General features: G+C 38.9%; 14 protein-coding genes and 1 other annotated feature. All 14 genes read right to left on the bottom strand.

Annotation, left to right across the window (positions count from 1 at the left end):
* Nucleotides 1–161 precede the first annotated feature (161 nt).
* Nucleotides 162–446 carry a DUF1294 domain-containing protein gene (locus tag AC06OU_RS13430; RefSeq protein ID WP_475856403.1) on the bottom strand — a complete coding sequence of 95 codons (285 nt, stop codon included), beginning with the start codon at nucleotides 444–446 and terminating at the stop codon, nucleotides 162–164.
* Between the two features lie 233 nt (nucleotides 447–679).
* On the bottom strand, nucleotides 680–1,039 hold the full coding sequence (gene rplT / locus AC06OU_RS13425) for a 50S ribosomal protein L20 (protein WP_169360298.1): 360 nt from the start codon (nucleotides 1,037–1,039) through the stop codon (nucleotides 680–682).
* Between the two features lie 47 nt (nucleotides 1,040–1,086).
* Nucleotides 1,087–1,287, bottom strand: a complete 201-nt coding sequence (rpmI, locus tag AC06OU_RS13420) for a 50S ribosomal protein L35 (RefSeq protein ID WP_053588661.1) — start codon at nucleotides 1,285–1,287, stop codon at nucleotides 1,087–1,089.
* Nucleotides 1,288–1,317: 30 nt separating this feature from the next.
* Nucleotides 1,318–1,839: a translation initiation factor IF-3 gene (infC, locus tag AC06OU_RS13415; protein WP_251553479.1), complete on the bottom strand. Its 522-nt coding sequence runs from the start codon at nucleotides 1,837–1,839 to the stop codon at nucleotides 1,318–1,320.
* A gap of 299 nt (nucleotides 1,840–2,138) precedes the next feature.
* Complete coding sequence (gene thrS / locus AC06OU_RS13410; RefSeq protein ID WP_251553372.1) at nucleotides 2,139–4,067, bottom strand: threonine--tRNA ligase; 1,929 nt, start codon at nucleotides 4,065–4,067, stop codon at nucleotides 2,139–2,141.
* 121 nt (nucleotides 4,068–4,188) lie between these two features.
* Nucleotides 4,189–4,415: a binding site (T-box leader), on the bottom strand.
* 50 nt (nucleotides 4,416–4,465) lie between these two features.
* Nucleotides 4,466–5,407, bottom strand: a complete 942-nt coding sequence (gene dnaI / locus AC06OU_RS13405; protein WP_169360300.1) for a primosomal protein DnaI — start codon at nucleotides 5,405–5,407, stop codon at nucleotides 4,466–4,468.
* A gap of 9 nt (nucleotides 5,408–5,416) precedes the next feature.
* Nucleotides 5,417–6,772, bottom strand: coding sequence for a replication initiation and membrane attachment family protein (locus tag AC06OU_RS13400; protein WP_475856405.1), 1,356 nt, complete (start codon nucleotides 6,770–6,772; stop codon nucleotides 5,417–5,419).
* Nucleotides 6,773–6,802: 30 nt separating this feature from the next.
* Nucleotides 6,803–7,267: a transcriptional regulator NrdR gene (gene nrdR, locus AC06OU_RS13395; RefSeq protein ID WP_169360301.1), complete on the bottom strand. Its 465-nt coding sequence runs from the start codon at nucleotides 7,265–7,267 to the stop codon at nucleotides 6,803–6,805.
* A gap of 118 nt (nucleotides 7,268–7,385) precedes the next feature.
* Nucleotides 7,386–7,769: an adenosylmethionine decarboxylase gene (speD, locus tag AC06OU_RS13390; RefSeq protein WP_169360302.1), complete on the bottom strand. Its 384-nt coding sequence runs from the start codon at nucleotides 7,767–7,769 to the stop codon at nucleotides 7,386–7,388.
* Nucleotides 7,770–8,046: 277 nt separating this feature from the next.
* Nucleotides 8,047–9,051 carry a glyceraldehyde-3-phosphate dehydrogenase gene (locus AC06OU_RS13385; protein ID WP_475856400.1) on the bottom strand — a complete coding sequence of 335 codons (1,005 nt, stop codon included), beginning with the start codon at nucleotides 9,049–9,051 and terminating at the stop codon, nucleotides 8,047–8,049.
* Nucleotides 9,052–9,175: 124 nt separating this feature from the next.
* The gene (gene coaE, locus AC06OU_RS13380) at nucleotides 9,176–9,763 is read right to left on the bottom strand and encodes a dephospho-CoA kinase (protein ID WP_251553371.1); all 588 of its coding nucleotides are present in this window, start codon (nucleotides 9,761–9,763) and stop codon (nucleotides 9,176–9,178) included.
* 13 nt (nucleotides 9,764–9,776) lie between these two features.
* Nucleotides 9,777–10,652, bottom strand: a complete 876-nt coding sequence (gene mutM / locus AC06OU_RS13375; RefSeq protein ID WP_475856398.1) for a bifunctional DNA-formamidopyrimidine glycosylase/DNA-(apurinic or apyrimidinic site) lyase — start codon at nucleotides 10,650–10,652, stop codon at nucleotides 9,777–9,779.
* Nucleotides 10,653–10,664: 12 nt separating this feature from the next.
* Nucleotides 10,665–13,292, bottom strand: a complete 2,628-nt coding sequence (gene polA / locus AC06OU_RS13370) for a DNA polymerase I (protein WP_475856396.1) — start codon at nucleotides 13,290–13,292, stop codon at nucleotides 10,665–10,667.
* A 263-nt stretch (nucleotides 13,293–13,555) separates the two neighbouring features.
* The coding region (locus tag AC06OU_RS13365) for an SPFH domain-containing protein (RefSeq protein WP_475856394.1) at nucleotides 13,556–13,913 on the bottom strand (358 nt) is incomplete at its 5' end.

Raw genomic sequence — 13,913 nt, 5'->3', positions numbered from 1 at the left:
AAATAACTAGATGTAACAGTTAGTACAAGGAGCCCCACTACAGCCACTCCTATTAAACTTATTATTGATAGCAAATACTTATTGTATTTAGTCATTATCTCAGTCCCCTCAATAAGTTTATACGAATTACCTTTTCGGAATTATGGTTTCTTCTACTGAGTCTAGAATACGATGGGACTGTTATCTGTTAGTAACCAAACAATTAGAAATACGTACACGATCAATAGCATAAGAAAACCTACTCGAAAGCTAGTATGCAATGTTTTATGACGAAATAGCTGCATCCCTAAATACGCACCTATACCTCCACCAAAGATTGCGAATGTCCATAATGTTCTTTCCGATATTCGTTGTCCCCTCTTCTTTGCTTGGGACTTATCATAGCCCATCAAAAGGAAAGCTGACACCGACATTAATAAAATAAAAATAAGAATCACATTAACCATAATAATCCTCCTTAGAAAAGCATAAGCCCCTATCTCTGCCCCGACAGGCAAATGGGGAAATACGAGGAGGCAGCTCCTCAGCCACCGCAGTATTTTTTCATTTGACCCCGAGGGGCAAGGGGCTGAAGCTAGACAACAAGAAAAGCATAACCCCCTGTCTCTGCCCCGACAGGCAAACTAAATTAGATTGTAAAAAAAGGCTGATAGAAAATCTATCAGCCTTTTCATCTAACTTATTTGTTGATTGCTTTTTTTGCTAAATCAGCAATTTGTGTAAATGCTGCTGCATCAGTTACAGCTAATTCAGCTAACATTTTACGGTTTACTTCGATTTCAGCTAATTTCAATCCGTGCATTAAACGGCTGTAAGAAAGTCCGTTCATACGAGCTGCCGCATTGATACGTGTGATCCATAGTTTACGGAATTCACGTTTCTTTTGACGACGGTCACGGTATGCATACATTAAAGATTTCATAACCTGTTGGTTTGCTACTTTATATAATGTATGTTTAGAACCGTAATAACCTTTAGCTAATTTTAATACCTTTTTACGACGCTTGCGCGTCACTGTTCCGCCTTTTACGCGTGGCATGTTCATTACCTCCTGCTATTCTTTCGAATAATTTGATTTCGTTTAAATTATTTCATGTAAGTAAGTAAAGTTTTGATACGTTTGTAATCGCCTGAAGAAGCTACTTTAGTTTTACGTAGTTTACGTTTAGCTTTAGTAGATTTGTTAGCGAATAAGTGGCTTCCAAAAGCACGGTCATGTTTTAATTTACCTGTACCCGTTTTTTTGAAACGCTTTGCAGCTCCACGGTGAGTTTTCATTTTCGGCATGTCGAATTCCTCCTAAACAATTGTACTCTATTACTGTTTTTCGTTCTTAGGTGCAAGCACCAAGAACATACTGCGTCCGTCCATTTTCGGTTTTGACTCGATAGTGGATACTTCCGCACAAGCTTCTGCAAATCTATCTAAAACTCGTTGTCCGATCTCTTTATGAGTAATGGCACGACCTTTAAAGCGAATAGATGCTTTCACTTTGTCTCCTTTTTCAAGGAACTTGATCGCGTTTTTCAATTTCGTTTGGAAATCATGCTCATCGATAGTCGGGCTCAAGCGAACCTCTTTCATTACGATAACTTTTTGATTTTTACGAACTTCACGATCTTTCTTTTGCTGCTCAAATTTGAATTTACCATAGTCCATGATACGAGCGACCGGTGGCTTGGCTTGAGGAGCCACAAGGACAAGATCCAAATTTACACGACCTGCTATTTCAAGTGCTTCGTTACGTGTTTTTAAACCTAATTGATCACCATTTTGATCAATAACGCGTAGTTCGCGTGCTCGAATGCCATCGTTCACATACATGTCTTTGCTAATAATGATCCACCTCCAGATAGTGTCGCGAATACATGGTTTGGGCATAAATTCCGTAGAAACGAATCAGTCACGCCGTTTTCGATCCAATAAAAAAGCGAGCAGACATCTGTTAATGTCTGCCCGCCGATATGAGAAATATGTAGCAACTACATATTACAGTCGATCGTGTGCTTACCAGTCAACAACCAATGTGTCGAGCAGGTGAGAAGCGGGCAGCCTCTTCTTATACCACAAACTTGTATTCAATAACCTAAATAACTATACCATCCACAAAACTATTTGTCAACAATATAATTATATAATTAATTATGTGCTACTTCTTCTTGCAGACGAGCTAAAAATTCGTCGAAAGGAATACTTTCGGATTTTTGCTCTCCATATTTACGAACGTTTACATTACCTGATTCTAACTCTTTATCTCCAAGCACTAGCATATAAGGAATCTTTTGCATTTGTGCTTCGCGAATCTTGTAGCCAAGTTTTTCTTCACGGTCATCCATTTCTACACGGAACCCAGCTGCAACTAATTGCTCTTCAATTTGCTTAGCATACTCGAAATGTACTTCATTAGAAACTGGAATAATCTCAACTTGTACTGGTGCCAACCAAGTCGGGAAAGCTCCTTTGTATTCTTCGATTAGGAATGCAACAAAACGTTCCATAGTAGAAACTACTCCACGGTGAATAACGACAGGACGATGAGGTTTTCCATCTTCTCCTACATATGTTAGATCAAAGCGCTCTGGTAGTAAGAAGTCTAATTGAACTGTTGATAATGTTTCTTCCTTACCAATAGCAGTTTTTACTTGAACATCTAGTTTTGGACCGTAGAATGCAGCTTCGTCTTCTGCTTCAATATAATCTAATCCTAATTCATCCATAGCTTCTTTTAGCATGCTTTGAGCTTTTTCCCACATTACATCGTCATCAAAGTACTTCTCTTTATTGTTAGGGTCTCTGTAAGATAAACGGAATGAGTAATCTTTCAGGTCAAAGTCTTTATAGACAGAGATAATTAATTCAACAACTTTTTGGAATTCCAATTTAATTTGATCTGGACGTACAAATAAATGGGCATCGTTCAAAGTCATCCCACGTACACGTTGAAGTCCTGATACTGCTCCAGACATTTCATAACGGTGCATTGTTCCTAGCTCCGCGATTCGTAGAGGAAGGTTACGATAAGAATGCATACCGTTTTTGAATATCATCATATGGTGCGGGCAGTTCATTGGACGCAATACTAGTGTTTCATTGTCCATCTCCATAGGAGGGAACATAGAGTCTTGGTAATGCTCCCAGTGTCCTGATGTCTCATAAAGTTCTTTAGACCCTAGAACTGGTGTGTAAACGTGTTTGTAACCAAGTTTTAGCTCCTTGTCTACAATATAACGCTCAATTACGCGTCGGATAGTTGCACCGTTTGGTAACCATAGAGGCAAACCTTGTCCTACCTTTAAAGAGTTAGTGAAAAGCTCTAGCTCCTTACCAATTTTACGATGGTCACGTTCTTTTGCCTCTTCCAACATTTTAAGATGCGCTTGAAGGTCCTCTTTTTTAAAGAAGGCAGTTCCGTAAATACGTTGAAGCATTTTATTGTCACTGTTACCTCTCCAATATGCTCCTGCAATGCTTAACAGTTTAAACTCTTTTAGCTTTCCTGTAGAAGGAACATGAACACCACGGCAAAGGTCAAAGAAATCTCCTTGCTCGTAAATCGAAACTTGTTCTCCAGCTGGTATCGCTTCAAGAAGCTCTACTTTATACTCATCATCCTGAAACTTTTCAAAAGCTTCTTCGCGAGAAACGTCATGACGAATAATTTCGATGTTTTCATTAATAATTTTCTTCATTTCTTTTTCTATTAACGGTAAATCATCAGCTGTAATTGGCTCTGGTGAGTCAATATCATAGTAGAAACCATTTTCAATGACTGGTCCAATTCCTAGCTTAACATCTTTAAATAGACGCTTTACAGCTTGTGCCAGTAAGTGAGCTGAACTATGACGTAGAATTTCTAACGCTTCATCTGACTCAGGAGTAATAATCGCAATCTCTCCATCCTCAGTAATCGGTGTTTTTAGATCGATCAACTGACCGCTTAATTTACCTGCTAAAGCTTTTTTGCGAAGCCCTGGACTAATAGATTGTGCTATTTCTTCTGTAGTTGTTGATGAAGGAAACTCTTTTACTGCTCCATCTGGAAATTGTAACTTAATAACATCTGCCACGTTGAACACTCCTCAATAATTTGGATTAATATTAACCTGAAACTTCTCTTTCCTTGAGCAAAACCGCTTGTTTAGATTAGACGATTCATTATTTTAGACAAAATAAAAAACCCCGTCCCGGTAAAGGGACGAGGTTTAAATCGTGGTTCCACCCTTCTTCTATCTATACGAATATAGACGAAGCTTTGCATCGGTTAACGGACCGGTGACCGGCAAGCTGCTACTACAATTTCACAGTTGCTGCTCGGAGGTGGTAAATCGATTGCCGGTACTTAAGAAGCTTTCAGCCAAGGCTTCTCTCTCTAAAAAGTCGTACAAACTGATTATTATCCTCTTCAACGCATCTACTTGTTCTTATGAAAATGATTATACGCCACGACTTTAGCATTTGCAAGTAGTTATTTATGCTCTCTCCAGTTCTTCCCTTGAAGAGCAACTGGGATAGTCAGCGCTTTGATCCGTTCCATAATACGTCCTGCTTTTACTACCTCTTTTTCTCCTCGTTGAGTATAAGAAAGATGATGCTGTAATTCATCATAGTTAAAGTTAGAAGACATAAAGGTTGGAAGCTGTTCTGACATCCTGTAGTGGAGAATAGTTCCTATAATTTCATCACGCGTCCAGCTAGACATTGTTTCTGCACCAATATCGTCTAGCATAAGCACAGGTGCTTTTTTTACAAACTCTACTTTTTCAGGAAGAGATTGATCTTGAATAGCCTGTTTCATTTCGCGAAGAAATTCAGGGACGTATACAACTACTGAATGAATATGTCTAGCTGCTAGTTCGTTTGCAAGTGCGCCCAATAAGTAGGACTTACCGACTCCAAACTTCCCGTAAATATAAAGTCCTTTTGCAGGCAATTTATTTGTTCTTTCCCATTCATTTAAGAAGTCCTTAGCAGCTCGAACTGCTACAACACGACTATCATCTTGTAAGTCTAAGCTTGAGAGACTAGCCTCCATCACCTCTTTAGGCATATGAATACTGTCTATCATAGAGGTCACTTTTTTACGCTCATCCTCTATAACGCCTCGTTTACACCTTACATACTCAACATCTATTAGGCTCCGGTCTAACACTAGCTTCGGCTCATAGCCCTTCATAAAATTCGCACATTCGTCTAAGGAAGGACAGCCCTTGCAATCATGAGATTGTGATTTATATTCATATAACTTACTCAAGCTCCGATTGATTACCTGTTTAGATATTTCATCTGAGTTTTCCTCTATAAATGCTTGTATATTCGGTTCCTCTAATACTTCCTGCTGCAGCTCATCCAATCGAGAAGTAAATTCAGGAGTGACTACTCTTTTGAGCGTTTCATTAATCCGTTCCATTTCCTTCACCTACCTTTTCATCATTCCTAGTTCTTCTAATAGCTTTTGTCTTTCAGCATCTATATCTTGTATGCCATTTGTTTCTTTTCCTGTACGCTTTAACTCGTCATGTTTTTTATAAAACCAATCTGGCACCTTTTCTTCTCTAGTCGGTTTTTTCGAATATGTCTTTTGCTTAGATCCTTCGCTTTTCCATTTCATGTACTGCTCGTGCTCGTTTCTTGCTAATTCCATAGCTTCCTTAGCTGTTTTAACGTCCTTACGCATCCAGTGAGAAGCAATCTTTTCTGCATAATTCTTCGTCAGCTTCATGTCTGTACGAAGAAGCACATACTGTAACAGGACATTAACTACCCCGATCGGCATTTTATAATGCGTGACAAAATAATTGGCTAACTGAACGTCTGCAAGTATAGGTTCTTTCCCATTAGCAATATCCTTCAAGACCTTTGCAGGAGCAGTCGTTTCCAAATATTGAATCAGCTCTTCTTCTTTGGTTAGTTTCTTTTCATCTGTTTGTACTACTTTCGTAGCTGGTTCTATTTTTTGAATAACCGGGGCAGTGCGAGAGACCGTTAACTTATAATACTCCGCACAAGCCTTTTTCAATCTAGCATCCGAAAGACGAAGTTCATCATCCAAAGCTAGAATAACGACCTTTTGCATTTCTACTGGCGATAGATTATACAAAAACGCAAGCTTTGCAATTACTTCCTTAGCTTCTGTTGTCATGGCAGACTTCGGTACCAGCTGTTCAGATAGGCCATCTTGCAGTAAGGAGAAATCGAAATCCTCATAATAGAAAGGTACAGAACTATTTCGTGTCTTTGACTGAAAATTTTCTTCCGTTGATGCAGATAAACCGGTTTTAGTAGTTGGTTTAAAAACATCCACAAAGGTTCTTGAAACGTCTGTATACTCATGCTGCCAGTTAGACGTTTGAATGTAACGGCTTCTAAGCTGTTTATATGCACTTTCCCCAATTTTGTTTAGTAGGAACATGGATAACAAAGGATCCTTTAGAAAAGATTCCGCATCTAGAGGAGCTTCAAGTTCATAGCAGAAGCTGCGTCCATCTCCATTGGGCTTTTGCCAAGTGCGCAACAGGCCAATTGCTTCTAGCGCAATTCTAGCTTGAAAAACTTTTCCCAATGATAAACCAAGGACATTTAATAAATGATAATGTGTCCATTGGTTTTCACTTTGCATTTCTCCATCAGCCCATAACGTCAAATAAAGGCTCATGCTTTCTGCACCGACTAGTGGCTGATAAAATAACGTCAGCAGCTGACGATCATAGTCAGAAAAAGAATACGGCAAGCGAATCATATATGTATCTGTCGAGTGTAGCTCCTTATATAACATCACTTGTTTACCTACTCCTTAAATAATTGCTTATAATGAAGGATTCTTTTTTAAGATTTCCTTTAACTCATCTATGAAAACATTTATGTCTTTAAACTGGCGATATACGGAAGCGAATCTTACATAGGCAACCTCATCAATCTCAGCAAGCTTGTCCATGACCTTTTCGCCAACTTCCTCTGATTTAACTTCAGAGTTACCTGTTCTTCTTAGTTCCTTTTCAATATAAAACACAACTTCCTCTAATTGGTCAAGTGCAACAGGTCTCTTCTCACATGCACGTATTAGCCCTCGCAATATTTTCTCTCGGCTGAATTCTTCTCGAGATCCATCTTTCTTTACGACAATTAAAGGAGTTTCCTCTACCTTTTCAAAGGTCGTGAAGCGAAACCCACAATCTTCACACTCTCTCCTTCTTCTAATCGCCTTATTATCATCTATCGGTCTGGAATCGACCACTTTAGTGCCATTAAATTGGCATGCTGGGCATTTCATAGAACCTCTCCTAAACGTATGCTTTAATTTTGTATACCTATTATAACAACTTTTCCTCATAAAATCGAAAAAGCAGAGGAATAAATTCCTCTGCTCACTCAGTTTTGTTCATGTTTCATTACACTTGAACTGTCATGCGTTCTTTAGGTGCCTTGACTGGACCCATTCCACGTGGCATTTCGAGCGTTTCGCGTGTTCCAGCATTAAGAGCATCTGCAATATAGTTAGCCGCGATTGATGGATCTAAATCACCACAAGTATACACATCAATGCTTGCATAACCGTGCTCTGGAAAGCTGTGAATCGTTAGATGCGACTCGGAAATTATAACGACTCCACTTACACCTTGTGGTGCAAATTTGTGAAATGCAACTTCTCTAACTTCTGCACCTGATTTTAGTGCAGCATCAACAAATGTTTGTTCGATAAATTGCATATCGTTAAGTTTGTCGAAATCGCACTCCCATAGTTCTGCAATAATGTGACGTCCCATTGTCTCCAATGTCCGTTTCCCCCTTTGATAAGTTTTATTTTTAACATCAAAGTTGACTACCACGGGGGAAAGTTAGTCCTAAGAGGTCCTAACCCTTTAAGTAGTCTATGTACTAGAAGTACACGATTTCCATTATAAAACATTTTAGCTAATAGTGCAATATAAAAAAACCTCTTTCTAGCAATACTAGAAAGAGGTAGGTATTATGTTAATATAAGGAAAAATACTCATTAGTAAAGCATAATGTCAGACTCAATTAAATTAAATATAATAAGTTATTACGATATTACAATCCACTTGCTACTTTTTTAGCTAAGTCTACCACTCTTGCAGAGTAACCCCATTCATTATCATACCAAGCAAGAACTTTAACTTTTGTTTTACCCATTACCATAGTAGTCAGTCCATCTACAGTACTAGAATTAGTAGTTGTATTGAAATCAATCGAAACCAATGGCTCATGCGTAATTCCCAAAATGCCCTTCATAGAGCCCTCGGCTGCTTTTTGGAACGCAGCATTTACTTCTTCCGCTGTCACTTCTTGTTGAACATCCACAACTAAATCTACTAAAGAAACATTAGGAGTAGGAACGCGTAAAGCCATTCCATGAATCTTTCCTTCTAGCTCTGGCAATACAAGTGAAAGGGCTTTCGCTGCACCGGTCGAAGTAGGAATAATAGATTGCCCACATGAACGCGCACGTCTTAAATCTTTATGGGGGTTATCTAAATTATTTTGGTCATTTGTATAGGCATGAACTGTAGTCATTAAACCGTTTTCAATACCAAAGGCATCGTTTAATACTTTTACTACTGGTGCTAAACAATTAGTTGTACAGCTTGCATTGGAGATGATTTGGTGATTTACTACGTCTAGCTTTTCATCATTTACACCAATGACAATCGTTGCGTCTTCATTTTTGGCAGGCGCTGTAATAACAACCTTCTTAGCTCCAGCTTTTATGTGACCAGACGCTTTTTCTCCATCGTTAAATTTACCAGTAGATTCAATTACGATATCCACATTCAATTCTTTCCATGGAAGTTTTTCTGGCTCACGCTCGTTTACGATCTGTACATGTTTACCATTTACGATTAGAGCATTATCTCCAATCTCAATATCTCCAGAGAAAGTTCCATGTGTAGAATCATATCTTATTAGGTGAGCTAAAGTTTCTAATGGGTATCTAGCATTAATAGCTACTACATTAAGTTCCTCTTGTACGATTGCTTGGCGAAATACCATTCTTCCGATTCTTCCAAAACCATTGATTGCAATTGAAGCTGACATATAATAAGTCCTCCTATAACGTGTGATACTTTTTCTTTTATAATCATGCATTAGTATAACACATTTTTAGAATTATGTAGCCTTAAAATACCCTGTTTTTAAATTCGTTATTTTCAACTAATTATTACTTCCAAGCTCTAAGAATTTTTTCTAGCTGCTCCCTAGTTGACTCCAAAGTACCGTTATTATAAATGACAGCATCTGCGCCCTTCTCCTTAATAGACAAAGGCAACTGAGATTGAATTCTTGCTTTTGCTTCCTCTTTGGAATAATTATTTCTAGCCATTAGCCTGTTCAGTTGAGTTTCTTCTGATACAGTAACGACAATAATTTTATCCACGTAAGATTGTAGCTTACTTTCAAAAAGCAATGGGATATCCATTATAATAACCGGATGACCTGCTAGTAACATTTCCTCTTTTTGTCTCATCATTTCCGCTCGAATGGCTGGATGCATAATATCATTCAGCTGCTTTCTTTGGGCGGGTGAAGAAAAAATTATTTCACCTAGCTTCGGACGATTTAGTTCACCATCCGCATTAAGTATCTCGTCTCCAAAAACCTCCGTTATTGCCTGAAGAGCATCTGCTCCTTTTTCTACAACGATTCTTGCTACAAGATCTGCATCAATAATGGGATATCCCATTTCCTTCAGCATATTTGACACCGTACTTTTGCCGCTAGCGATACTTCCAGTCAATCCAATGATCATGATGAATCCTCCGTTACTTTTGGCACGAACCACAATAGGTAGATGTTCGGCCAGCTATTGTTTTTTGCTTGGTAGCCTTCCCACAGATTGGGCAGCTTTTTTTGCTATACATTTGTAATCTATGCTGCATCGTTCCTGCTCCACCATTAATAGAGCGATAATCTGAAATAGTACTTCCACCATTTTCAATGCTGTCTAACAGTACTTTCACTATTTCCTGAAACAGTTGAATTTTTCTTGCTTTACTTATTCTTTTTACTGTCCGTGCAGGGTGTATTCTAAGATTAAATAATGCCTCTGTGGCATATATGTTGCCACAGCCTGAAACGACATGACCATCCATGATGAATTCCTTGATAGCTTTGTTTTCATAGCGCGGCAAGAGACTCATCTGTAGAAAATGCTCTAGTGCTCCATCGTCAAAAGGCTCGGGAGCCATCAAAAGTAAGGGCGGGTAGTCTGCTTCACTTTCTAGCAGGCGTAGCTCACCAAAGCGACGTATGTCCGCATATACAAGCATATCTCCTTCTTCAAAACGAAGAGTAACATGACTATGCTTTTTAAACTTTTCCTCTAAGATGTCATCCAAGGTCCTTACATAAAACCAAGCACCTGACATGCCCAAATGCGAAACGAGTAGAAACGGTTCTCCGTTTTGGTTTTTCAAATGAAAATAAATATATTTCGAGCGCCGTTCAATTCGAGCGATCACCATACCAGGAAGGGCAGCCTGGAATGACTCCACGTCTGCTCCCTTGATAATAGCTTCCTTTCCGACTTGCTTTGATTTTATGATGGTTGGAGAAACATCCACTGATTGAATCAATTTACCTGTGACAACAGGCTGAAGTCCTCGAACAACGCCTTCCACCTCTGGTAATTCTGGCATACATAAAACTCCTTACTTTGTATCGTACCAAGATGATCCAAACGCATACTCCACTTTAAGAGGAACATTTAGCTCAATCGCAGATTCCATTACCTCAGGAACGATCTTCTCAAGCAGTGCAATCTCTTCTGGAGGAGCCTCGAATATTAGCTCATCATGCACTTGAAGAAGCATCTTGGTTTGCATGTTTTCTTTTTTAAGTCGTGCCGCCATATCAATCATCGCTTTTTTAATGATATCTGCTGCGCTTCCTTGTATAGGCGTATTCATAGCTGTGCGTTCAGCGAAGCTTCTCAAATTAAAATTAGAGCTAGTTATTTCCGGCAAATATCTTCTGCGATTCAAAATGGTCGTAACGAAGCCTTTTTGCTTAGCTGTTTGAATACTGTCATCCATATATTCCTTTACTCCAGGGAAGCTTTTCAAATACTTCTCGATAAATATAGCAGCTTCTTTACGAGTAATATCTAAGCTTTGAGATAGACCGTAATCACTAATCCCATAAACGATACCAAAGTTAACTGCTTTTGCTGCACGGCGCATATTAGAATCAACTGCACCTGCCTCGACATGGAATACATCCATAGCGGTTTTAGTATGGATATCCATATTATTCTTAAAGGCTTCCATTAGGTTTGCATCCTCTGCCATATGGGCAAGCACTCGTAGCTCTATTTGAGAGTAATCGGCTGCAAACATAACCCATTCAGGATTACTTGGTACAAACGCTTTACGAATTTTTCTACCTTCCTCAAGACGGATTGGAATGTTTTGTAGGTTAGGGTTGATAGAGCTTAAACGTCCAGTTGTTGTTAGCGCCTGTTGGTATCTAGTATGAATTTTCCCGTCATCCTCATGGATCTCTTTTAAAAGTCCTTCGATATAGGTTGAATTTAACTTTCCTAATTGACGGTACATTAAAATTTGTTCAATGATTTCATGCTCACTAGCTAGTTTCTCTAACACATCAGCTGCTGTAGAATAGCCAGTCTTCGTTTTCTTAATAGGTGGCAGCCCAAGTTTTTCAAAAAGGATGACGCCAAGCTGCTTTGGAGAATTAATATTAAATTCTTCTCCCGCTAAAGCATGGATGTCACCTTCAATTTGCTTAAGCTTGATTTCTAAATCATGGCCCATCTCTACAAGTACTTGCTTATCCACCTTTACTCCATCTGATTCCATTGTTCCTAAAATAGATGCTAGTGGTAATTCCAACTCCTTGTATAACTTAAATTGTTCATTTTCTTTTAATTTCTTTTCTAGGATAGGTTTTAAATGCCATAAAGCTAATGCCTTTCTAGTGGCATGCTCCGCAAGCTTCTCTTGCTCGGGAACAGACTTTTTGGCTCCTTTTCCGTAAATCTGCTCATTGCTTAACACGTTGTAATAACCATATTCTTTACCGATCGTTGCCACATCATCTGCTGACAAGGATGCATTATCTATATAGGCTGCCAGTGTTAGGTCAAACTCCACCCCAGCAATGCTTACTCCATGTTTTCTGCTTACTGCTTGCGTTGCTTTTGAATCCACCACATATTTTGTTTTGGACTCATCCTCTAGCCAAGCACAAAATTCTTTTGATTGGAAAGCTGTTTCTCCAGGGATAAAATAAGATTTTTCCCCATCTGACAACGCAATGCCCAATAAATCCGCTCTATGGTACTGTTCATCATATAGTTCTAAGTGCAGAGACATTTCATCTACTAAGAAACTAGAGTTCACGTTCTCTACAATTTCAAAAGTCGTTTCCGTGGTAGAATGCTCCTCTGCCACATACTCCGTTTTTTCCAATAAAGTTTTAAAGGATAGTTCCTTCCATATAGAAATGACGTCATCCATGTTTGGACCACTATAAGTGATATCCTCAAGTGACACATCGATAGGAGCGTTTATTTCAATAGTTGCAAGCTCCTTGCTCATTTTCGCCTGTTCCTCATTGGCTATAAGCTTTTCCTTTAGCTTAGCACCACTAACTGAATCGAGTGCTTGATATAGTTGCTCAACAGATCCATGCTCTTTTAAAAGTTTAATGGCTGTTTTTTCACCAACGCCTGGAACTCCCGGGATATTATCAGAGGAATCCCCCATTAATCCCTTCATATCGATGATTTGAAGTGGTGTAAGTCCGTATTTTTCTTGAACGTGCTCTGGTGTATATTTCTCTATGTCTGTAATTCCTTTTCTCGTAATATACACAGTAGTCGAATCTGTAGCTAGCTGAGTTAAATCCTTGTCTCCTGACACAATGACAACCTGCTGGCCCTTCTTTTCAGCCTGTCGACTTAGCGTCCCTATAATATCATCTGCCTCGTACATTTCCAGCTCATATCGTTTAATACCATAAGCATCTATAAGCTTGCGTAAATATGGAAATTGCTCTGAAAGCTCGGGTGGAGTTTTCTGTCTCCCTCCCTTATATTCTTCAAAAGTTGAATGGCGGAAGGTAGTTTTCCCTGCATCAAATGCCACGAGCATATGTGTAGGATTCTCTTCATCCATTATTTTTTGAAGCATCATCGTAAAGCCGTAAACAGCATTTGTATGTATTCCATGTTCATTTGTTAATAAAGGAAGGGCAAAGAATGCACGATAAGCTAAACTATTCCCATCTAATAATAGAATTTTTTCGGATGACATGAATCATTCACTCCTTAGTTATATTGTTTTACATTAGCTTGTACAAAGAAAAGCGCCTATGTCTGCCCCGACAGGCAAATGGAGAAAAGCGAGGAGGCAGCTCCTCAGCCACCGGAGCTTTTTCCCATTTGACCCCGAGGGGCAAGGCGGTGAAGCTAGACATCAATTTATCCACAAGTTCAGAACTTTAATTTCCTAAATAAAAATAAAATCGTCATTCCCTATATCTTACCACGACAGTAAGGGGAATGACGATTCATATACTATTCTAAGTATCCAGATAGGATATTGGCATAAGGTGAATCGGACGGAATAACAATCATCGTATCTTCACCGATTGTCTTCTTATAAGATTCTAACGTTCTATATAAAGAATAAAATTCAGGGTCCTTTGAAAAGCTCGTATTATAAATTCTTGCAGCCTCCGCATCTCCCTCAGCTCTTAGAAGAGCAGCTTCTTTTTTAGCTTCAGCTATCATCTTCGTAACTGTACTATCCGTTTCTGCTTCAATTCTTCTCTTATCAGCATCACCGGTAGACAAAAACTTTTGAGCAACACTTTCACGATCCGAAATCATCTCATTATATACGGACTGCTCATTTTCTTCTGGCAGGTCGGTT

This window comes from Psychrobacillus sp., from assembly GCF_056205495.1.
The sequence above is the reverse complement of the archived record's forward strand: the minus strand, read 5'-3'. Positions and strand labels throughout refer to the sequence as shown.